At 60.9% G+C, this 20,708-nt stretch carries 19 protein-coding genes; 12 read left to right on the forward strand and 7 right to left on the reverse strand.

Annotation, left to right across the window (positions count from 1 at the left end):
• Positions 1-24 precede the first annotated feature (24 nt).
• From H1S03_RS08220 to H1S03_RS08240, 5 genes are all read right to left on the reverse strand, one after another.
• Positions 25-1,392 carry a CmpA/NrtA family ABC transporter substrate-binding protein gene (locus tag H1S03_RS08220; RefSeq protein ID WP_185803994.1) on the reverse strand — a complete coding sequence of 456 codons (1,368 nt, stop codon included), beginning with the start codon at positions 1,390-1,392 and terminating at the stop codon, positions 25-27.
• 272 nt (positions 1,393-1,664) lie between these two features.
• Positions 1,665-2,840: a CmpA/NrtA family ABC transporter substrate-binding protein gene (locus H1S03_RS08225; RefSeq protein ID WP_185803995.1), complete on the reverse strand. Its 1,176-nt coding sequence runs from the start codon at positions 2,838-2,840 to the stop codon at positions 1,665-1,667.
• On the reverse strand, positions 2,837-3,421 hold the full coding sequence (locus tag H1S03_RS08230; protein ID WP_185803996.1) for an ANTAR domain-containing response regulator: 585 nt from the start codon (positions 3,419-3,421) through the stop codon (positions 2,837-2,839). Before H1S03_RS08230 ends, H1S03_RS08225 begins: the two co-directional genes overlap by 4 nt.
• A 122-nt stretch (positions 3,422-3,543) precedes the next feature.
• The gene (locus H1S03_RS08235; RefSeq protein ID WP_249777852.1) at positions 3,544-4,407 is read right to left on the reverse strand and encodes an alpha/beta hydrolase; all 864 of its coding nucleotides are present in this window, start codon (positions 4,405-4,407) and stop codon (positions 3,544-3,546) included.
• Positions 4,408-4,714: 307 nt separating this feature from the next.
• Positions 4,715-5,659 carry a LysR family transcriptional regulator gene (locus H1S03_RS08240; RefSeq protein WP_185803998.1) on the reverse strand — a complete coding sequence of 315 codons (945 nt, stop codon included), beginning with the start codon at positions 5,657-5,659 and terminating at the stop codon, positions 4,715-4,717.
• Positions 5,660-5,743: 84 nt separating this feature from the next.
• On the opposite strand from H1S03_RS08240, the gene H1S03_RS08245 reads away from it, so the two are divergent.
• From H1S03_RS08245 to H1S03_RS08260, 4 genes are read left to right on the forward strand one after another with little or no spacing between them, the layout of a single operon-like run.
• The gene (locus tag H1S03_RS08245; RefSeq protein ID WP_185803999.1) at positions 5,744-7,300 is read left to right on the forward strand and encodes a sulfatase; all 1,557 of its coding nucleotides are present in this window, start codon (positions 5,744-5,746) and stop codon (positions 7,298-7,300) included.
• Complete coding sequence (locus H1S03_RS08250) at positions 7,287-8,276, forward strand: Bug family tripartite tricarboxylate transporter substrate binding protein (RefSeq protein ID WP_185804000.1); 990 nt, start codon at positions 7,287-7,289, stop codon at positions 8,274-8,276. Before H1S03_RS08245 ends, H1S03_RS08250 begins: the two co-directional genes overlap by 14 nt.
• A 39-nt stretch (positions 8,277-8,315) precedes the next feature.
• Complete coding sequence (locus H1S03_RS08255) at positions 8,316-8,804, forward strand: tripartite tricarboxylate transporter TctB family protein (protein WP_185804001.1); 489 nt, start codon at positions 8,316-8,318, stop codon at positions 8,802-8,804.
• Positions 8,805-8,808: 4 nt separating this feature from the next.
• Entirely contained in the window at positions 8,809-10,317 is a 1,509-nt protein-coding gene (locus H1S03_RS08260; RefSeq protein WP_185804002.1) for a tripartite tricarboxylate transporter permease, read from the forward strand.
• A 121-nt stretch (positions 10,318-10,438) separates the two neighbouring features.
• Here the strand turns inward: H1S03_RS08260 and H1S03_RS08265 are convergent, their stop codons facing one another.
• The gene (locus H1S03_RS08265) at positions 10,439-11,359 is read right to left on the reverse strand and encodes a cation diffusion facilitator family transporter (RefSeq protein WP_185804003.1); all 921 of its coding nucleotides are present in this window, start codon (positions 11,357-11,359) and stop codon (positions 10,439-10,441) included.
• 280 nt (positions 11,360-11,639) lie between these two features.
• On the opposite strand from H1S03_RS08265, the gene H1S03_RS08270 reads away from it, so the two are divergent.
• The 8 genes from H1S03_RS08270 (at position 11,640) to H1S03_RS08305 (ending at position 19,934) form a co-directional block, all read left to right on the forward strand.
• The gene (locus H1S03_RS08270) at positions 11,640-12,875 is read left to right on the forward strand and encodes an alpha/beta hydrolase (protein WP_221892638.1); all 1,236 of its coding nucleotides are present in this window, start codon (positions 11,640-11,642) and stop codon (positions 12,873-12,875) included.
• 24 nt (positions 12,876-12,899) lie between these two features.
• A complete protein-coding gene (locus H1S03_RS08275) occupies positions 12,900-14,576 on the forward strand; it encodes an AMP-binding protein (protein WP_185804005.1) in 1,677 nt (558 codons plus the stop codon).
• 37 nt (positions 14,577-14,613) lie between these two features.
• Positions 14,614-15,750, forward strand: a complete 1,137-nt coding sequence (locus H1S03_RS08280; RefSeq protein WP_185804006.1) for an FAD-dependent monooxygenase — start codon at positions 14,614-14,616, stop codon at positions 15,748-15,750.
• Positions 15,747-16,253 (forward strand): acyl-CoA thioesterase, encoded by a 507-nt coding sequence (locus H1S03_RS08285; RefSeq protein ID WP_185804007.1) that lies wholly within the window; start codon positions 15,747-15,749, stop codon positions 16,251-16,253. The genes H1S03_RS08280 and H1S03_RS08285 overlap by 4 nt, the downstream gene beginning before the upstream one ends.
• Entirely contained in the window at positions 16,250-17,014 is a 765-nt protein-coding gene (locus tag H1S03_RS08290; protein ID WP_185804008.1) for a maleate cis-trans isomerase family protein, read from the forward strand. The genes H1S03_RS08285 and H1S03_RS08290 overlap by 4 nt, the downstream gene beginning before the upstream one ends.
• A 59-nt stretch (positions 17,015-17,073) precedes the next feature.
• Entirely contained in the window at positions 17,074-18,051 is a 978-nt protein-coding gene (gene dctP, locus H1S03_RS08295; RefSeq protein ID WP_185804009.1) for a TRAP transporter substrate-binding protein DctP, read from the forward strand.
• A 66-nt stretch (positions 18,052-18,117) separates the two neighbouring features.
• Positions 18,118-18,645, forward strand: coding sequence for a TRAP transporter small permease (locus H1S03_RS08300; protein ID WP_185804010.1), 528 nt, complete (start codon positions 18,118-18,120; stop codon positions 18,643-18,645).
• Positions 18,645-19,934, forward strand: coding sequence for a TRAP transporter large permease (locus H1S03_RS08305; RefSeq protein WP_185804011.1), 1,290 nt, complete (start codon positions 18,645-18,647; stop codon positions 19,932-19,934). The genes H1S03_RS08300 and H1S03_RS08305 overlap by 1 nt, the downstream gene beginning before the upstream one ends.
• On the opposite strand, the gene H1S03_RS08310 is transcribed toward H1S03_RS08305, so the two are convergent.
• Positions 19,929-20,657, reverse strand: coding sequence for a TetR/AcrR family transcriptional regulator (locus H1S03_RS08310; protein ID WP_185804012.1), 729 nt, complete (start codon positions 20,655-20,657; stop codon positions 19,929-19,931). The genes H1S03_RS08305 and H1S03_RS08310 overlap by 6 nt on opposite strands.
• Between the last annotated feature and the right edge of the window lie 51 nt (positions 20,658-20,708).

Consider the following 20,708-nt stretch of genomic DNA (forward strand, 5'->3'; position numbering starts at 1 on the left):
TGCGGCCCGGACACGCAGCGGGCCTTAGCCCTGTACTTCATCGCCAACGACGCGCTGATCGCCGTGCAGACCTATGGGCAGGCTGTCGAGATAGGCGTTCGGCGCACGGCCGTCATAGGGAATGCCGTCGATGATATCGGCCGCAGGTGTCGGCGCGCGGTAGCCATCGGTGTCCCATGGAAAATCAGCCTCATCTGCCAGACCGTCGTCCACCAAGGAGCGTGCGGCCTCCAGATAGATGTCGGGGCGATAGACCGAGCGGGCGACCTCATCATACCAGCTGTCGGGCTGCTGCTCGGCGATCTGACCCCAGCGGCGCATCTGGGTCAGATACCAGACCGCGTCGGAATAATAGGGATAGGTCGCATTGTAGCGGAAGAAGACGTTGAAATCGGGAATGTCGCGCACGTCGCCCGGCTCGAACTCGAACGTGCCGGTCATGGAGGCGGCAATCACCTCTGCATCGGCGCCGACATAGTCCGGGCGGCTGAGGATCTGGACCGCTTCCTCCCGGTTGGCGTTGTCATCCGCGTCGAGCCACATCGCGGCCCGGATCAGGGCGCGGGTGACGGCCAGGGTCGTGTTGGGGTTTTCCTCCACGAACTCGGCGGACATGCCGAAGACCTTCTCGGGGTTGTTGCGCCAGAGTTGGTAATCGGTGATGACCGGCACCCCGATTCCCATGCGCACGGCCTGCTGGTTCCACGGCTCCCCCACGGCGTAGCCGGAGATCGTGCCAGCCTCCAAAGTGGCGGGCATCTGCGGCGGCGGGGTGACGGAGAGATATGCATCCGCCCCGATCTGGCCGGTGATGTTATCGGGGGAGTAGTAGCCGGGGCTGATCCCGCCTGCGGCCAGCCAGTAGCGCAGTTCGTAATTGTGGGTGGAGACGGGGAACACCATGCCCATGTTGAACGCTTCACCGCGCGCGTTGAAATCCTCGATCACCGGGATCAGAGCTTCGGCGCTGATCGGGTGCTGGGGGCGTCCATCCTCCATCGAGGGGACGTGCGGGCGCATCATGTCCCACACCTCGTTTGATACGGTGATGCCGTTGCCGTTCAGATCCATCGAGAAGGGCGTGACGATATGCGCCTCGGTTCCGTAGCCGATCGTGGCGGCGAGCGGTTGGCCCGCGAGCATATGCGCACCCTGAAGCTGACCGTCGATCACGCCATCGAGCAGAACCTTCCAGTTGGCCTGCGCCTCAAGGGTCACGAACAGGCCCTCATCAAAGAAATAACCCTGCTCGTAGGCCACCGCGAGGGGCGCCATGTCAGTCAACTTGATGAAGCCGAAGGTCAGGATATCGGTCTCAAGCTCCAGCATTTGGGCAAAGCTGGGGGAGCCGATGCCTGTGGTCGCGGCCAATGCAATGAGCAGTTTCTTCATGGAGATTCTCCGAAACGTTGGTGGATCGCCCGATCCGTCGGGCAATAAAAAAAGCCGCCGACACGCCTCGCCCAAATGTGGGCAAACGTGTCGAGCGGCTTTGCTCTGATACTGCCCTGCTACCGGGCGAATTTCGTGCCGGAGGCGCCATTGCCTTCCAACACCTTCATTAAACCGACAGGACTTCGCAGTCGCAACAGAAAAATGCACCTATGCGTGCACCTTACCTGAATTGTGTAATTTATGGGCGAAAATTGGGGCTTGATTGATCGCTATTTAAGCAGTGGCTCAAAAATCTCACCGTTAAAGAAGCAGTCGCGCGGCAGAATCAGGCGGCCCGCGCGGGAGGCGACAGGCGTATCCTCGCTCAGGGCGCCTTCCAGTTTTGCGGATGCGCCGGGCAGATCAGCGCCGGTGTTCGCCATCGCGGCGCGATAAATGTCACTGCGAAAGGTCGAGCGCGCCTTTTCCGCTGCCTGATCCGGGTCGAGGCCGACGCGATTGGCAAGGCGCGAGGCGATCCATTCCGCCTGACTGCGCCACGGAAAATTCGCGGCACCCCGGTGGAACTCGACAAAGCCCGACGTGCGCCGCATCGTACCATCGGGCGAGGTCACGAAAGTACCGCTGAGTGCACGATCCAGAAGTTCGGCAGGCAGGTTCAGCCATTGCGAGCGCGACAGAAACTCCGTCGCCAATGCGCGCGAAGATGGATTGGCCAGCCAGCGCCCCGCCCGCCACAGCGCGCGGATCAGTGCCTGCACGACCCGAGGTTCCTGCTCAATCCAGGCGTCGCGCACCGCCAGCACCTTTTCCGGCGCGAAGGCCCAGATGCGTGAGCAGGGCAACAGCAGTTCCCCGACGCCGCTTTCCACGGAATGGCTGCCCCATGGCTCACCTACGCAAAAGGCGTCGATCTCTCCCGCGCGGATCGCCTCCCCCATGTGGGGGGGTGGGACGACGCGCACGATCAGCCCCTCGGGCGCGGGCATGCCGAGCGTCTTGAGCCAGTAATAAACAAGTTCCGCATGCATGGAGAACGGAAACGGCACCCCGATGCGCAATGGCTTGTCCGCCGCCGCGATCAGCGCGCGGCCCGCATCCCATGCGTCGTCAAAACCGAAGCTGTGCCCCTGATCGCGCAGGCGTGCGGCCAACGCGCGGCTTACACCGATCACATTGCCGTTCACGCTGAGTACCGAAACCGCCGACAGCTTTTCCTCGACACCGCCAAGGCCAAGGGCAGCGGCAACCGGCACGGGGGCGAGCATGTGCGCGGCATCGACCCGGCCGAGCCGCAGCATATCGCGCAAGGCAGACCAGGACGGCGCCCGCGACAGGGTCAGATCCAGCCCTTCCTCATGCGCGTAGCCCATTTCGTGGGCGATAATCAGCGGTGCCGCGTCTATCAATGGAATGAAGCCGAGCGTCACGGGATGGCTTCTCATGATAGCAGTCCCGCCGCAGTGACCAGAGAGGCGGCGATGTCAGCCAATCGTTTGCCTTGATCCATGGCCGCTTTGCGCAGAATGGCGTAGGCCTCGTCCTCATCGACGCCTCGGGCCTTCATCACCATGCCTTTGGCGCGGTCGATCAATTTGCGTTCCTCCAGCGCCTTCTTGGTTTCGGCCAGCTCGGTGCGCATCCGCTGGAACATGCGAAAGCGCGCGATGGCCGCGTCCAGAATGGGTTTGAGCCGCTGCGGTTGCAGCCCGTCCACCACATAGGTCGACACGCCCGCCTCGATCGCCGTGTCCGACAGCCCCTCGTCTGAGCGGTCGACGAACATCGCCACCGCACGTTCCATCGGGTCGGAGGCGATGGCAAGCTCTTCGAGCATATCGCGGGAGGGGTTTTCAATGTCGATCAACACCACATCGGGCGACAGCGCCTTGATCTGGCGGGCAAGCCCGGTGCGTGAGCCGAGCACGTGGATCTCATAATCCCCCGCCTCACGCAGCGCATCGACGATGACGAGCGCACGCTCGCGATCCTCCTCGACGACAACGATGGATAAATTCTGAGCCATGAGGGTAAAAGTAGCCATGCTGCGCCCGCGAAGTAAAGGTGCAAGTGCGAAGCCGGAAGGGTTGCACGCGCGGTCTGAATCGTGGTCGCGGTTTTCGTGCCCTCGGACAGGTCAGCGCATCTTCAGTTGCCCAAAGTTATGCTGACCGGTCCGACAGACAGGGAGTTGGAAGGAATCGGCTCAATATCGCGCAGCCCCTTTATCAGGGCGATTGCGGCGGGCGATGTTCCGGGCAGAAAGTGATTTCCGCCCCTGTTCCCCAGCCCGGTCATATCAATTGTGGAAACTCCGAGTTCATCAAGCTGATCGAGATCCTCAACGGAGCCGAGCTTCTCCGCCCCTCCCGAAATACCGGAGGAAAGGAGCAGCAGTCGGTCGTTGCGCGCTACCGCGACAATGAAGGGCTGCGGAGGTTCACCCAATGCGCGAATCTGGGACCGAAACAGATCCAGATCGATATCGGGTGAGATCAATGCGATGGAGGCCAGATTGTCGAGCGTATCGCGCCTGCCGCTCAGCGCGATTTGCCTCAAGGTTTCCATGATCAGATGGCATCCCATCGAGTGGCCGACGAGGGATACCTTTAGCCCATCTTCTTTCAGAAGCGCGGTAAGCAAAGTAGCAAGAGCATCGCGCGCAATGAGCACGCTGTCGCGATCATAGGCGTATTCCAGGGGATCCCCGGCCGACGGCCAGGCAAAGTGGATTTGTGGCCCCCGCATCTCGTAATCCCAGGCGATCTGGGCGTGACGATAGGCGGCTTCGGCAAAATTGTTGTTGTAACCATGGACGAACAGCACCGTTTCTTCATCGGACTGTGCCGCAGCGGCCCGCGCGGCTTGGATAAGAGCCTCGATATCCGGCATGGTGTCCGCGCTGGTAAGAGCGAAATGCCGTGCGGGATCGACGAAGCGCACCGGTGGCCATTCTATTTCTCCAGGCTGGTGGGTCGGTGGGATCGAGATCGCGAGCCGTGCAAATTCCATCTGCTCCGCGCGGGCTTTGCCATAGGCGATCGGCGCGGGATCGGCGACACGTGACGTGGCAACCAACAGTTCCTGAATGCCCGCCGCGACGTCGGATTGCGGCGCGACGGAAAAACTGCCCCGCGGTGTGCATCCGGTCAGCGCGGCCGCGCCTGCAAGCGTGAGGAAACGACGGCGGTCGCAGAGGGGTATGTTCACAGGACAACCTCGTTCAGGCGGATGGTTCGGAGACAGATTTGTACACGCGCACGTGCAGCATTGCCAGCGCGTGCAAGATGTGTCGGCATCACGAATGCGCAACTGCATTTCATGGGTTTCGTTCCTCAAAAGACGGCTCTCGAACCAGGCTTCGGATCCTCTGGCCTATCTGCTCACGGAAAAACCGTATCGGAAGCAGGTCTGCCGCCACCTGGCGATAGTAGATGTTGACCGGCATGTCCCAAAGTGGCTCCGCCAGGCGAAGTTCGCTCAGTCCAACGCGGCAGGCCGATCGGGCCAGTGGCGAGATCAGCACCGCCACCATGTCCGACGCGCGCACCAGCGAGGTCAGCGCGGCGGCTGAATTCGTGCGGATCGCGATCTTCGGCGCCGGCAGATTGCGCAAAGCCATGTAATGTTGCGAAAGGTGGAAGAAACCTTCGTCTTCGTAAAATCCGGCCCAGGACCACGCGGCCAGATCGGAGGGCGTCACCCGGTCCATCCGTGCCAGGGCGTGGTCGCTGTCCGCCACTGCCCGCATGGGCAGATTGGCGATGAATTCGGTTTCGATTTCGTGCGAGTTGAGCGCCGGGATCGACCCCGCCGCAAGAAACACGTCGATCTCACCCGCAAGGAAAAGCCCGGCAAGTTGATCCCCCACGCCGGTAATCATGTCGATCGTCATCCCGGCGAACTGCGCCTGCAAGTCGATCAGGACATCGGGCAGAACCGTCGTGGTCCAGGCAACCCCGGCCCCCAACCGCAGGCGGCTCAGTTTGCCCTCTCCCATGGCCGCGACTTCCTCCCTCGCGAGCCGCGCGCCCTGCTGGATGCTGATGGCATAGCGATACAGCACCTCACCCGCTGCGGTCGGGGAAACGCCGCGCGGTTGCCTGCGAAACAGTTCCGCGCCGAATTCGTCCTCCAGTTGGCGCAGGCTCATGCTGAGTGCGGGCTGGGAAATGCCGATCTGCGCCGCGGCATGCGCGATGTTGCCACTTTCGTAGACCGCGACGAAATGAAGGAGTTTGCGAGTTACGAGAGGGTTTATCATCAATAAATATTACTTATACCGACACTGGAAATATATACTTTTCTTTACTCATACACCGTGAGACCGTTCCCGCAAGGGGGACAGATGCGCACGATTTTCGTACTTTTCGACAGCTTGAACCGGAGCGCATTGGGCGCTTATGGCGGCACATCCGTCAAAACGCCGAATTTCGACCGGTTTGCCGAGCGAGCCATGACCTTCGACCGGCATTACGTCGGATCGTTGCCCTGCATGCCAGCGCGCCGCGACCTGCACACCGGGCGACTGAATTTCACGCATCGCAGCTGGGGGCCGCTGGAACCATTCGACAATTCCTTCGCCGAGATCCTCAAATCCAAAGGCACCTACAGCCACCTGATCAGCGATCACCTGCATTATTTCGAGGATGGCGGCGCCGGGTTTCACACCCGTTTCAACAGCTGGGACTTCATCCGCGGGCAGGAATACGATCCCTGGGTCGCCATGGTGAAACCGCCTCTGGATCGCTTTCGCGAAATGTATGACGCGCGTCATTATCCGATAACCCGTGATAGCAAGCGTTTTCAGTCAATGGTCAACCGTGAAACGATCCGGGACGAAGCCGATTTTCCAGGGCCGAAATGCTTCGCGTCAGGGTTCGAGTTCCTCGACAGGAACCGTGAGGCCGATGACTGGCTGCTGATGTTGGAATGCTTCGATCCGCACGAACCCTTTCACGCCCCCGCCGACTATCAAGACGCCTATGTCGCGTCGGCGGGCAAGGTTCTGGACTGGCCGCGCTATGAACGCGTGGCGGAAAACCCGGAAGAGATCGAAACGATCCGCGCCAATTACGCGGCACTTGTGGCGATGTGCGATGCCTATTTCGGCAAGTTGCTGGATTATCTGGACCGCCACGAGATGTGGGAGGACACGGCTCTGATCCTGACCACGGATCATGGTTTCCTGTTGTCGGAGCATGACTGGTGGGGCAAATGCCGGATGCCCTATTATGAGGAAGTCAGCCACATCCCGTTGATGATCCATGACCCGCGCTTTCCGCAGGCGGCGGGGCAGCGGACCGATGCGGTGACCCAGACAATGGACCTGATGCCGACGCTTCTGGGGCTGCACGATGCGCCCGTGCCGCCCGAAGCCCGCTCGCATGATCTGGCGGACGTGCTGGCAGGGCCCGCCTCCGGTGGCCGCGATGTCGCGGTGTTTGGCGTTTTCGGGGGGCCGATCGGGATGACGGACGGTCAGCATGTCCTTTACCATTACCCCGCCGACTGGCGCGCGCCGGGGCTGCGTGAATACACGCTGGCGCCACAGCACATGAACGGCCCGTTTTCGGTCGCGGAGTTGAAGACTGCGGAACTGTCGCAGGGGTTCGACTTCACCAAGGGCGTGCCGCTTTTGTCGATTGCGGCCCTGCCGGACGCGCCCCGTGTGCCGATGAATGACGGTTTGGGCTTCGACGATGTCGGCACGCGTCTTTACGATCTGGTCGATGATCCTGCCCAGGAATGCCCCGTCGACGCTCCGGACATCGCTGCGCGCCTGCGGGCGCAAGCTATCGCGGTTCTACAAGACCACGACACGCCCGAGGAAGTGTACCGCTGGTACAACCTCGACGTTTCCACACAGACCAAAAAAAGGGAGGAACTACATGACACTGTTTAACAAGATTGCAGCCGTCGCGCTCAGCGCCACGGTACTGGCCAGCCCCGCGCTGGCCGAATTCCCTGAACGGAATATCGAGAACATCTACCCCTGGGCGCCCGGCGCGACCATGGCGGCGAGCCAGGTGATCGCCGACGCGATGGGGGATGAGCTTGGCGTCAACATTTCGGTCGTCTCGACACCGGGCGCTGGCGGTGTGAAGGCGTTCGAGACGGCGATGTCACGCCCGGCGGACGGCTACACGATCTTCGACGGCTATGTCGCACCTCTCGTCTTGCAGCCGATGCAGGGCAACGCGGACTGGAGCTATACGGATTTCACGCCGCTGTGGTCCGCCACCTCCAACGCCTTCGCCATCGCCGTGCGCGCGGATGAGGACCGATTCGAGGATCTGCCTGCGCTGCTCGATTATGCGGCTCAGAATCCGGGCGATCTGCGCTATTCGCCGGGCAATGCCGGGGCGCTGCCGCATATGGTGGTGGCCAAGGTCATGCAGAACAGCGACGCCGTCGCGCAGCTTGTCCCCTACCCGGAAATCGACAACGCGGTTCGCGATCTGCGCAGCGGCATCCTCGACTTCATTGTGATCAATCCGGGGGTCTACACCGTCAACAAGGACAGCGTGAAGATTCTCGGCGTCCTCTCGACCCTCGAACGGTCGTCCGAGACCTATGGCGGTGCGCCGCTGATCGGGTCGTTCGGGCTGGACATGGGCATGACCGATCTGTCTCCGATGGGCTGGAACTGGTGGCTCGTACGCAGCGACACGCCAGAGGGCGTCGTCGCCACCCTGCGTGAGGCCATGGGCACGGTTATGAACGACGAGGAAACACAGAACCGGCTCCTCGAAATGGGCTATGTGCCGACGCTGTTCTCCCCTGAGCAGTATGAGGAGATCGTCGGCCCGGTCGCGGAGCAGCTGCAAGGCGGCATCGACGCCATCGCGTGGGAGAAGGAGCAGCTCGACAACATGTAAGTTGTGGCGTCGCCGCCGCGTCTGAGGGAGGAGAAAATCTTGCGTCTACGGGCTTATTCCTATGACTGGATCGTGTGGGGGCTGTTTCTGGCGCTGCCGCTCGTCATTTTCTGGCAGGCCGCCACCTCACTCGAAGAACAGGGCGTGGCGGGCGGCGGCCCCATGGAGAACGCGGCCAGCTTCCCCCGACTGATCGCCTGGCTCCTCCTCGGCCTCGCGGCGGTGAACGGAGTTCGCATCGCGCTCTGCCGCATTTCCGCGCCTTCCCCGCTGGCGCCGACGCCCACGACGCGGCTTGCCTGTGTCGTGGCGGCGGTCTTCGTCGCCTACCTGCTCTTGCTGCCGTGGCTGGGGTATCACCTCGTCACGCCGGTCATGATGGCGACGACGATGATGTTGCTCGGACTCTCGATCCCCGTCGCGGTCGCGGGCGGTGTGGCGATATCGCTGCTCGTGGCGGCGGTGTTCCAGGGGCTGCTTAACGTCGTGTTGCCGGTCGGTCTCTTCGAGATCACATTGTTCGGCTGACCGGATGCTTGACCTTCTCATTCAGGGTGCACCGCTGTTCTTTACGTGGCAGGCGGTGCTGCTGACAGCGGCGGGGATTGTCGCCGGCCTGTTCATCGGAGTCCTGCCCGGGCTGGGGCCGCTGATGGGCATCGTTCTGATGCTGCCGGTGGCATTTCACTTGCCGCCGATTCCGGCGATGGGGATGCTGATCGCGATCTATGTCGGCGGATCGGCCGGTGGTTCGATCTCGGCTATCCTGCTGCGGATCCCGGGCACGCCCCTCGCCGCCGCCACGCTGTTCGACGGCTATCCGATGGCGCAGAAGGGGCGGTCGCAGGATGCTATCGGGCTGTCGATCATCGCTTCGTCGCTGGGCGGGCTGCTCGCCGGTTGCGTGCTGTTGTTTTTCTCGCCCCTTCTTGCGGCGTTCGCGCTGCGCTTCGGCCCGCCGGAATATGCCGCGATGGCGCTCTTCGGGCTTCTGACCATCGCGATCGTATCCGAGGGTTCGACGATCAAGGGGATGGTCACGGGGGCCTTCGGACTGGCCATCGCTACGATGGGGACCGACGAGTTCACCAACGCCTATCGGTTCACCTTCGGGAACTTCAACCTGACGAGCGGCCCGCATATCGTTCCCGTGGTTGTCGGCCTGTTCGCGCTCTCCGAGGTCTTCGTGCAGATCGAAGGCGGCGACCTAACCGCCAGCCCGAAGATCCAGCGGCTCAGGGTGTCGTTCCGCGCATTGCGGCTGATCCTGGCGCATAAGGTCAACCTCGTCCGCTCGGCGATGATCGGCACGTTCATGGGCGCTATTCCGGGCGCTGGCGGGGATGTCAGCGCCTTTGTTTCCTATGCTGTCGCGCGCCGTCTTGCGGGGCCGGACGAAGGCTACGGTGAGGGCGCGGAGGGCGGTGTCGTTGCGACCGAGGCGGCCAATAATGGCTGTTGCGGGGGCGCGCTGATCCCGTCCCTGTCGCTTGGCATCCCCGGTGACGCCTCGACAGCGGTTTTGCTAGCGGCGCTGTTTCTTCTGGGGTTCTTTCCGGGGCCGGAGTTGTTCCAGTACAACGCCGACATCGCGGGGGGCATCTTCATCGCCTATCTCATTGGCAATATCGTGCTGCTGATCGCCGGGATCGTGCTGGTCCCGTTTTTCGGCAGCGTGCTGAAGCTTCCGAAGGCGTGGCTGCTGCCCGCCGTGATCCTGCTTTCGACGATGGGGACTTACGCTTTACAGAACTCGGTCTTCGATCTGTGGGTCATGCTGGTGTTCGGGGCGGTCGGCTATCTGTTGCGCCGCGCAAATTATCCACTTGCGCCAATCATCATCGGCATGATCCTCGGCCCCGTGTTGGAGAACAACCTTCGCCGGTCGCTGCTGATCTCACGCGATGGGTTGCAGATCTTCATTGACCGCCCGATCAGCGCGACGATCCTGGGGATGACCGGGGTGTTGCTGGCCTATGTCGTCATCACGCTGATCCGTGGCGCGCCGAAAGCTGCGAAGGACGAAGAGTCGTCGGATTGATTTTCTTACATCTGAACCGAGGATCTTTGGCCTTGCGTCCGCACTACATTGGCTTCCGCCAGAGCGGGTTCCGAGGGCAGGCAAGTTCGATCCGGGTCTTTCGGACAAATGGATCCGTTGGCTATTCTTGGCCGTGACCGTAGAGTTCAGCATTATCATGCGCGCGGTCCTGATGCTCGAACTCCAGACTTGAATGGTTGATGGCAAAGCGGTCACGCAGGCGATCCTTGATCTCTCGCTTCACGGTCTCGATGCGCGACCAGGCCTCCGCCGTCAGGACGACGTGGCAATCAAGCGCTGCCTCATGCTCCTGCATTTGCCACAGATGCACGTGATGCACGTCGCTTACGCCTTCGACGCTTCGCACTGTTTCCACCACCTTGCTGCCATCCATCTCTGGCGGGCTGCCCAGCATGAGTGTTCGGATCGGACCGCCGATTTCGGTGAAGGCCAGCCATAATATGTAGAGTGCGATACCGATGGTTATCACCGGATCGACCCAGCGCAGATCGTAGAGGATGATCAATGTCCCCCCGACGATGACCGCGAGCGAGGCGAGCGCGTCCGACAGGTTGTGCAGAAAGAGTGCGCGTATGTTCACGCTGCCCTTTTGCATCGACCAGGTAAGCCAGGCCGTCAGGCTGTCCACGATCAGCGCGACGGTGCCGAGTATCACGACCGTCCAGCCCTGCACCTGGGGCGGGTCGATCATGCGCATCGCACCTTCGTAGATCAGATAGAAACCGATGAGGATCAGCGTCGTGTAATTGATCAGGGCGGCCACGATCTCGATCCGGCCATAGCCGAAGGTCATGTCTTCGTCCGCAGGCCGCCGCGCAATCTTGCGCGCGGCAAAGGCTATCAGCAGCGATGCCATGTCGGAGAAATTATGCAGTGCATCGGCAATCAGGGCGAGGCTGCCGGACAGGATACCGCCGATGATTTGCGCGACGGTCAGAAGCGCGTTCGCCCAGATCGCGACGGAGACGCGCCGGTCGCCTGATTGCGCGCTGATATGCGCGTGGCCGTGGTCATGCGGCATTTCGTGCCTCCTTCGCGTAGCGGTGCTCGTTATGAAACGCGGCGGTATGTCGAACGTTCCGAAGCTGGGCGCAATGCGGGCTTACTGGATACAAGCGTCTCCCGGCCCATTCGACCAGCGTTTTCTGGCCCGTCAAACAGGGGTGGTTTGACCGCTTTCCCCGCTCAAAACGTATTGCAGCATATCCGAGGCCAGTTTCAACCGCCTCCATCGAGGTAAGAATCTTAATTGACACTATATCAATAAATACTGTATGCCCGTTTAACCCAAGGAGGACAGAGTGCAGAATCAAACCGTAAAGCCGTTGGCAGGATTGCGCGGCGCCCAGTGGAACGAAGCTCAATTACCGGCTGACATGCGCGCAAGCGTACATTCGTTGACCACCGTGGACGGGGCCAATCTCAACGGTTTTCTGTACTCGCGCGGGGGTGAAAAGGCCGTGTGCTGCCTGATGCACCCGCGGGAGATTCTGGCCAGTCATTATCTTGTGCCGGAACTGCTGCGCGCGGGGGCCGCCGTGTGGGTTCAAGGGTCGCGCAGTGCGGGCAACGACCTGCGTCTTGAGCATGAGCTGGCTGTGCTCGACGTGGATGCGGGCACTTCATTCCTCAAGAACGCGGGCTTCGAACAGATCGTGTTGGTGGGCAATTCCGGTGGCGGCGGGCTTTACGCCTATTACGCCGAGCAGGCATCGCTCGACCCGGAGGCACGGGAGAAGCGCACGCCAGGCGGGCGGCCGGTCAAGCTGGCGCAGGCCCCGTTGGCCCGGCCCGATCTGATGATCTTCGTCGCGCCGCACCCGGGGCAGGGTATCTTGCTGATGAACTCCGTCGACCCGTCGGTGACTGACGAACGCGATCCCCTGTCGATGGATCAGTCCCTGTTTCCGTTCGCATCCGAAAATGGCTTTGATCCCAAAGGAGCGACATACGCCCCCGATTTCGTGACCCGCTATCGCGATGCGCAAAGGGCACGGACTGCCCGAATTGATGTCGCCGCAAAGGACATGATCCGCTCACGCATGCTCGCACGCAAATTGAGTGATCCGTCCATGCAGGAAAAGCTGATTGCGGGCTGGCAGCAGATATTCGAAGTCCCGCGCACCGATGCGGACCTGCGGAACTGGGACCTCTCCCTGGACCCTACGGATCGCAAGATCGGCTCGCTGTGGGGCAACGATCCGTTCAAGACAAACATGAACGGCGTCGGCTTTGGCCGGGTGTGTACGCCGGAAAGCTGGCTTTCGACGTGGTCAGGGCTGACCTCCCGCGCCTCGATCGTGCGGTGCGCACCCGCGATCGACCAGCCGACACTCGTTATCCGCTACACAGCCGATGCCTGCGTTTTCCCCGCCGATCTGGAGGAGATCTGGCAAGCTCTCGGAACGAGCGACAAGGAAATCGCTGTCATTCGCGGCACCCATCACGGGCAACCGCTGGAGCCGGGAGAGCCGAGCGGCCAGGCCCTGGCGGGTGAGGCGATACGTGATTTCCTGGCGGGGCGGTTGACGACCTGAATAAAAACTCTGGGAGGAGAGGCCATGAAATACGAACCAAATGAGCGGCTTGCCGGTGTCGTCTATCCGGATCCAGCCGATGTGCAACGTTGGCATGAGGCCGGTGCACTCAGGGATGAGACGTTGGCCGAAGGGTTCCGGTCCGCCGCCAGGAAACACGCGACCCGTGATGCGATCCTGTGGGTTGGCGGAAAGATGACCTACGCGCAGCTGGATGAGGCAAGTGACCGGGTGGCGGCGGGGCTTCTGGATCTGGGGCTGGCGCCGCTGGATCGGGTGATCTTTCAGCTGTCCAATACGCCTGAAACCCTGATCGCCTACATTGCCTGCTGGAAGGCGGGCATCATTCCGATCTGCACATTGTCCGCACATCGGGAGATGGAGATTGGCTATTTGGCCAAATTCGGTGGGGCCAAGGCGCACTTTATCGAATCCGACACGCCCAAGTTCGACTTCCACGCATTCGCACAGAAAATACAGGGCGAGGTTGAAAGCCTGCGCTTGATCATCTCCACTCGCGGCACAGCTGGGAAGGGCGCTGTCGATCTGGCCGATTTGCAGACAAAGCGTGAGGGCGTGGCAGAGGCATTGGCCAAGGTGCCGCGCGATCCCATGCAGGTTGGCGCATTCCAACTGTCCGGCGGGACAACAGGGGTGCCCAAGATCATTCCCCGGCTCAATTCGGAATACGCGTATAATATGCGCTCAGTTTTCGCGTTCAAAGGCTGGTCATCCGAGGATCGCATCTTTGTGCCGATGCCATTCGCGCACAACCTGAACATGGGATGCGGCTGGGGCTCCATGATCTTGTCAGGCGGCGCGGTGATTGCCACGCCGCAGGTCGATCCGGCCTCGATCCGTGCCGTGCATAATACCCTGCGCCCCACTGTGATGGGTGCGGCCAAGCCGATCGTGATGCGGATGAAATCCGAGGTCCTCGAAGGTCAGATAGATATCAGCAGCCTGAAGGAGATCTTCTCGACCGATGCGGCCGAAACTGTAACGAAAACCATGGGTGTTCCCGGCCACCAGATCTTCGGCATGACCGAGGGCACGTGCATGTTCACCCGTGAGGGGGACAGTGAGGCGATACGCTACAACACCTGCGGGCAGCCAATATCGGAATTCGATGAGGTTCGGATACTCAAACCGGGTACGGAAACCGATGTCCCCGACGGTGAAATCGGTGAGATGGTAACCCGCGGGCCCTACACGATCCGCGGCTATTACAATGCCGAGGAGCGCAATGCCGAAGCATTCACATCCGACGGCTTCTACCGCTCCGGCGATCTGATGCGCCGGATCCGGGAGGACGGGAAGGCATATTATTCGTTCGAGGGCAGGATCAAGGATGTCGTGGACCGCGCGAACGAAAAGGTGAACTGCGAGGAAGTCGAACGCGCCGTAATGGCTCATCCCGCGTTCACGGATGTCGCTGTGGTCGGCATGCCTTGTCCGACGCATGGGGAGCGGATTTGTCTGTTTGCCGTGGCACCGGAGGGCACCGCTCTGCCGAGCGTCAAGGAACTGGGTGCGTTCCTCAAGGATGCAGGCCTCGCAATTTTCAAATGGCCCGAGCGGATCGAACGCATTGATGCGCTGCCGCTGACCAAGGTGGGCAAACTGGACAAGGCACCATTGCGCACACTCATCGCAGAAATGGTGCACCGTGAAGCAGCTGGCGAGACGATGGCGGAATGACCGATTTTTCACCGGTTAAAATTGAGGGAGTCTCGATATGAAGATCAATGTCCTGGGCGGTGGGCCAGCGGGTCTGTACCTCGCCTATCTTGCACGCAAACGTATTCCCGGCTGCGAGGTGCATGTGCATGAACGCAACGCCGCCGACGCTACCTTTGGCTTTGGCGTGGTTCTCGCGGGTCGCGGAATGGCCAAACTGGAAGCGGCGGATGTCGAGAGTTTCGAACGTATCAAGGCGATCAGCAGGATGCTCGGCCATCAGCGCATCATTCTGAACGGCGAGGCGATTGAGATTGAGGGCGCAGAATATGGCGGCGCGGTCGAGCGTCTGAAACTGTTGAACGTACTGCAAACGCTTTGCGAGGAGCAGGGCGTCAGGATCAGCTATCACGATGATGTCACGGATCCGACCCTGCTGGAGGAAGCCGATCTGGTTGTTGGCGCTGACGGCGCAAACTCCACCCTGCGAAATGCGTATAACGAAGAGTTTGGCACCTATAGTTCGAGCCTGACCAACGCATTCTCATGGTATGGGGCGGAATGTGATGGCAATGGACCGACCTTAAGTTTTCGGACCGCAGGAAAGGGCGCCTTCTGTGCCCATTACTATCCCTATACGGATACGATGTGCACATTCGTAATGGAATGCGACATAGCTGCCTGGCAAAGCTGCGGTTTCGAAGAGAAATCCGATGATGAGCGGCAGGCCTTTTGCGAAGAGCTGTTCCAAGAGGATCTGGGCGGCCGCAAGCTGATTTCAAACAACTCGGTCTGGCGGAATTTCGAGCCTGTGGGCAACCGCAACTGGGTGCATGGTCACCGGGTGCTGATCGGTGACGCGGTGCGGCGTGCGCATTTCTCGATCGGGTCTGGCACCCGGATCGCGATGGAGGATTCCATCGCACTGGTCGATGCAATCGCGGAATGTCAGGATATCCCCTCGGCGCTGGAAACCTACGTCGCGCGGCGCAAGCCGAAGGCCGACAATCTGCTTTCTGCCGCTCGGGAAAGCTACACCTGGTACGAGGACATGGCAAAGCGCATGGCAGGCAAGCCTGTGCATGATTTCGCCCTCGATTACCTGACGCGCACCTCCAACATGGACGTGGCGCGGGCGACGGTGGAATATCCCGGTTTCATGGCGCAGCTTGATTGCGCAAAGGCTGCATCATGACGATGCCAGCCGCCTTCTACGATGCAACGGATGCTGTCGTGTCCGACGCGCCTTTGGTGATCCGTCGGGTTGTGCGCTGGGGCGAATGCGATCCTGCGGGCATCGTGTATACGCCCCGGTTCCTCGACTATTGCGTCACGGCCTATGAGGCCTTTCTGGGACAGATGCTGGGCGGCCCCCTGCACGCGGCAAAGCACAGCATGGGCGTCGATTTCCCGGTTCGCGGTGCGGAACTTGATTTTCGATCCCCGCTGCCGCTGGACGCAGTATTTACCATGGAGGTCAGGGTCGGAGCCATTCGCAGCCGGACGTTCGATCTGCACATCACCGCGCGTCATGTCGTTGAGGAGGGTAAGCGCGAAGGCCCCATCGCTTTCCTCGCGCGGCTGACCCCCGTGGTGGTGGACCCCGAAACCCGTGCTGCCGTGGCGCTGCCTGAAATACTCAAGGAGCGCGTAGAAGAATACGCCGCGCGCCACCCCGATCAGGAGAAACAGCCATGAAAGCCACGTATCGCATCGGACAGATCGTCCCAAGCTCGAACGTCACGATGGAAACCGAGATTCCTGCCATGCTGCGGGCGCGTGAGGCGATCAGGCCTGAGCGGTTTACCTTTCATTCCAGCCGGATGCGCATGAAGAAAGTCACCGCCGAGGAACTATCCGCAATGGATGCGGACAGCCTGCGGTGCGCCCGTGAGCTGGCGGATGCCGAGGTGGACGTGATGGGCTATGCCTGCCTGGTCGCCATCATGGCGCAGAGCCTGGGTTATCACCGGATTTCGCGCAAGAACCTCGAAGGGGTTGTCGCGGAGGAGGGCAAGGACATTCCCGTGGTTTCCTCTGCCGGTGCCCTGGTCGAGGGGCTGCACGAAATGGGGGCAAAGCGGGTCAGTCTGCTGATGCCTTACATGAAACCGCTGGCGGCGAAGGTAACAGATTACATCGCCAGCGAGGGATTCGAGGTTCACGACAGCCTCGCGCTGGAGATCGCCGACAACCTGGAGGTCGGCGCACGTGATCCGATGGCCTTGATCGAAGACGTCAAACGGCTCGATACCAAGGGCGTCGATGTCGTGGTGCTGTCGGCCTGTGTGCAGATGCCGTCGCTCGCGGCGCTGTCCCCGGTGGAGCAGCAGTTGGGCCTGCCCGTCACGTCAGCTGCCGCCTGCACGGTTCGCTCGATGCTCAAGTCAATGAACCTTGAGCCGGTAACGCAAGGGGCCGGCACCATTCTGGAAGAGAAATTTGCGCCTGCTGCCTGACAGTTGACGCACAATAACGGGGCCGGACGTACCGGCACTCGAACGGGAGGAGACCCAAAATGAAACAACAGATAACCACTTTGCTGGCGACCTGCGTAATTACGGTATCGGCGTTTGCCGCATCTGCGGAAACCTCGGTTCGGATGCTCAAGACTTGGGATGATCGCTATACCGGCTCAAGCGTGATTTGTGACCGCTATGCCGAGATGCTGGAAGAAGCGTCCGGCGGCGAAATCAGTGTTCAGATGTTTGGACCCGAAACGATCCCGCCGCTCGACCAGCTTGAGCCTGTCCAGAACGGACTGTTTCAGGTGCTCTGCACCTATCCCGGCTTCCACACCGGGGCGATCACATTGCTGACCGGCCTGGAAAGCATCCGCCCCGAAGCTGAGGCCTTCCGTGACAGCGGTGCGCGTGATGTGATCGACGAAGCTTACGGGGCGCTGGGCGTTCAGACACTGTCTGTTCCACTGGCGCATGGTTACTGGATTTACCTCAACCGTGATCTTTCGGATCAGGGCGATCTGACTGGCCTGCAAGTCCGCGCGTTGCCGCCGCAACATCCCTATGTCGCATCGCTGGGCGGGACGCCGGTTGTTCTGCCACCGGCGGAGATGTTCAGCGCGTTGGAGCGTGGCGTGGTTGACGGGGCGTATTTCCCTGCCGCCGGTGCGACTGGCTACGGCTTCGCCGAAGTGACGAAACTCTACTTCGACACCAAGACCACTTCACCGCACATCATCCTCGCCAACCAATCGTTCTGGGACGGTCTGGATGATGCAACGCGTGAAGTATTCGAGTCTCAGGCAATAGTGTTGGAGGATGAGACTCCAGGCGTCTACGATCGCCTCAATGCGGAGGAAGCGGAGAAGATGGCTGCCGCCGGAATGGAGTTGATCGAGCTGAGTGACGAGGCTGCCGGACGCCTTGCAGCCGCAGTCGTCAGTGGTTCCTGGGCCTTTGCCGGCTCACGCAATCCCGACGAAGCCGCGCGTATGCGTGAAGCGGTCGAAGATGCCGGATTGTTGCGCGAGTAATACGCGCAACCCTGCCACTTCCGGTACGCTGGAAGTGGCGAATCCCCAGTCATTGGAGCTACCGTCATGCTGCGATCCCTAGGCCTGTTTCACGATCGTCTGAGCGAACTGGGCCTATGGCTGGGCATGATGGCGCTTGCCGCGCTTGCTACGCTCTCGTTCGCGGGAACGATGTCGCGCTATTTGCTGTCGACACCGCTTGGCTGGGTGCCTGACTGGACGGGATACACCCTCGCGGCTTCCATATTCATCACTGCACCGGCTGTCACCAAACACGGACAACATGTGGCGATGGATTTCATAGCCGCCGCCGCGACATCGCAAACCGTGGTTCGCTATCTGACCGGAATCGCTGCCGCAATGACATTCATCGTTCTGGCGACGATGACATGGATCGTGACTGACAGCCTGCTGGCCGCCTTCCGCGCCGGCACCGGAACGGCTGCGGGATACCCGATCCCCCGCTGGTGGTTGTTGTCGTTCATCACCTACGGGTTCGGATCATCAGCTGTTCACTTTCTTCGGACTGCGCTCACGGCCTTTCTGGGCAAAGAGAAATTTAGTGACCTTCACATAAGCAGGGAAGCCAACTGATGCCCATCGCAATCGGTTTCGGCGCATTGGCGCTATTGTTCATCATTGGCGTCCCGGTCTTCGCCGCCTTTTTCGGCTTCAACATCATCGCCGCGTTGGGCCTGATGGGGCCACAAGGATTGTCGATTTTTGCCGCCAGCATTCTGGATACGTCAATGACGTCGGAACTGGTTACAGTGCCGCTCTTCATTCTGCTGGGGGAGCTGCTGTTCCGCTCCGGCTGTATAACCATCCTGTTCGATGCGGTTGACGACATCGTAGGGCGCATCCGCGGGCGTCAATATGTCATCGTCGTGCTGATCTCCGTCCTGTTGGGGGCGCTGTCCGGCTCCGCCGTCGCGGTTGCCGCAATGCTGGGCAAGACGGTCATGTCCGAGGCGATGGAGCGTGGCGGGGACAAACGCCTGCTTGCGGGCCTGGTCCTGGGCGGGGCGTGCCTTGCGCCGATCATCCCGCCAAGTTTCCTCATCGTTCTGATCGGCATGCTCTCGGGCACTTCGATCTCGGCCCTGCTGGCGGCCGGTGTGCTGCCCGGTTTGGTGGCGGGTCTGTTGTTTTTTGCCTATGTGCAATTTCTGCTGTGGCGCGATCCGTCCCGCGACATGACGTCCAGCCCGGACAAACTGCGCGGACCGATGTGGAAGGCCGTGATATCGTTGCTTCCATTCTCGATCGTGATTTTCGCTGTGCTGGGATTGATCCTGCTGGGCATCGCCACCCCGAACGAGGCGGCAGCCTGCGGGGTGTTCGGTGCGCTGGCCGTTGCCGCGATCTATGGCAAGTTGTCGGTGCGGATGATCCTGGACTCGCTCAAGGGGGCCATCCTCATGTCGGCAATGATTTTGCTGATCATGGCCGCCTCGAAGGTTCTGACACAGCTTCTGGCATTTTCGGGACTGACGCGCGATCTGGTGGCGTTCCTGACCGCGCTGGATATGCCGACGGTAATGGTTCTGATCCTGCTGATGATCATCCCTTTCGTGTTGTGCATGTTTCTGGACCAGATCGCGCTGCTGCTGATCCTGATTCCGATTTACACGCCGTTGCTGGATACCTTCGGTTTCGATCCACTGGTGTTCTGGACACTTTTCCTGCTGAACCTGACGCTGGGCGCGATCACGCCGCCATTTGGCTACGCCTTGTTCGCGCTGGGTTCGGCGAGCCCGCGTGAGGTCAGTCTGCGCGACATCTACGGGGCGTCGTGGCCCTTTATCGGGCTGATCCTGCTGACACTCGTGCTTGTCTGGGCGGTTCCGGGGCTGGCGACATGGCTGCCTTCGCAGCTATGACCTCTCGGCGGCGAAACGGTCGAGCAGTGCCTCAAGCCCCAGCCTGAACGCTTCGTCCGCGCGGATGTCGGCGAAGTCGTTCAGCGCGTAGCCCAGCCCTGGAAAGGTCTCTGCGTCGCTGGTTGCGGCGCGTTCTTTCAGGAACGTTCCATGCTCCGCCGGCTCCAATCGTCGGCTGTCGCTATTGGCCGAGGCGAGACAGTGCAGCGCCAGCGTGTGATAATAAAGGGCGGTTTGATGGGCGGTAAATCCCGCCTCCCTGAACAAGGTGAAAACGTGGTCCAGAAACAGGGCGCCGTAATCCCGCTCCCCTTCCTTGACCTTTTGAAAGACACGATATTTCGCGCGCGTCTGAATATGCTCGGCAGCACCCCTGTGCTCTCTCCAGCTTTCCAGCAGGATCCAGCCGGCGCTGGAAATTCTGTCGCGCCATGATCCATCGGAGATCTCGGCAACCATCCTGTTCAGCAAACCCTTGTAGAAGCGGTTCAGAATGGCGGAGTTCAGGTCATCCTTGGTGCCGATGTGATAGTGCAGCGATCCGGGCACCACGCCCAGCGACTTGGCCAGCTGGACGAACGAGATGGAGGACAATGGCGTGGTCCGGGCCTCGGCATAGGCAAGATCAATGATCGCCTCGCGCGTGACTATTCCGTTGTCATCATCCCCTGTGGAACGGGGGCGTCCCCGGCTGCGGCGCTTGGATTTCACTTGCTCAGTCATGGCGGTACCGATGGCATGAATGTTCTTTCCGGGCCAGAGAAAATAGTTATT

This window comes from Pontivivens nitratireducens (genome assembly GCF_014235845.1).
GTDB lineage: Bacteria > Pseudomonadota > Alphaproteobacteria > Rhodobacterales > Rhodobacteraceae > Pontivivens > Pontivivens nitratireducens.

Coding starts and splice junctions, on each gene's coding strand:
- H1S03_RS08220 (WP_185803994.1), bottom strand. CDS start 1,392: ATGAAGAAACTGCTCATTGCATTGGCCGCGACCACAGGCATCGGCTCC.
- H1S03_RS08225 (WP_185803995.1), bottom strand. CDS start 2,840: ATGAGAAGCCATCCCGTGACGCTCGGCTTCATTCCATTGATAGACGCG.
- H1S03_RS08230 (WP_185803996.1), bottom strand. CDS start 3,421: ATGGCTCAGAATTTATCCATCGTTGTCGTCGAGGAGGATCGCGAGCGT.
- H1S03_RS08235 (WP_249777852.1), bottom strand. CDS start 4,407: ATGGAATTTGCACGGCTCGCGATCTCGATCCCACCGACCCACCAGCCT.
- H1S03_RS08240 (WP_185803998.1), bottom strand. CDS start 5,659: ATGATAAACCCTCTCGTAACTCGCAAACTCCTTCATTTCGTCGCGGTC.
- H1S03_RS08245 (WP_185803999.1), top strand. CDS start 5,744: ATGCGCACGATTTTCGTACTTTTCGACAGCTTGAACCGGAGCGCATTG.
- H1S03_RS08250 (WP_185804000.1), top strand. CDS start 7,287: ATGACACTGTTTAACAAGATTGCAGCCGTCGCGCTCAGCGCCACGGTA.
- H1S03_RS08260 (WP_185804002.1), top strand. CDS start 8,809: ATGCTTGACCTTCTCATTCAGGGTGCACCGCTGTTCTTTACGTGGCAG.
- H1S03_RS08265 (WP_185804003.1), bottom strand. CDS start 11,359: ATGCCGCATGACCACGGCCACGCGCATATCAGCGCGCAATCAGGCGAC.
- H1S03_RS08275 (WP_185804005.1), top strand. CDS start 12,900: ATGAAATACGAACCAAATGAGCGGCTTGCCGGTGTCGTCTATCCGGAT.
- H1S03_RS08280 (WP_185804006.1), top strand. CDS start 14,614: ATGAAGATCAATGTCCTGGGCGGTGGGCCAGCGGGTCTGTACCTCGCC.
- H1S03_RS08285 (WP_185804007.1), top strand. CDS start 15,747: ATGACGATGCCAGCCGCCTTCTACGATGCAACGGATGCTGTCGTGTCC.
- H1S03_RS08290 (WP_185804008.1), top strand. CDS start 16,250: ATGAAAGCCACGTATCGCATCGGACAGATCGTCCCAAGCTCGAACGTC.
- dctP (WP_185804009.1), top strand. CDS start 17,074: ATGAAACAACAGATAACCACTTTGCTGGCGACCTGCGTAATTACGGTA.
- H1S03_RS08300 (WP_185804010.1), top strand. CDS start 18,118: ATGCTGCGATCCCTAGGCCTGTTTCACGATCGTCTGAGCGAACTGGGC.
- H1S03_RS08305 (WP_185804011.1), top strand. CDS start 18,645: ATGCCCATCGCAATCGGTTTCGGCGCATTGGCGCTATTGTTCATCATT.
- H1S03_RS08310 (WP_185804012.1), bottom strand. CDS start 20,657: ATGACTGAGCAAGTGAAATCCAAGCGCCGCAGCCGGGGACGCCCCCGT.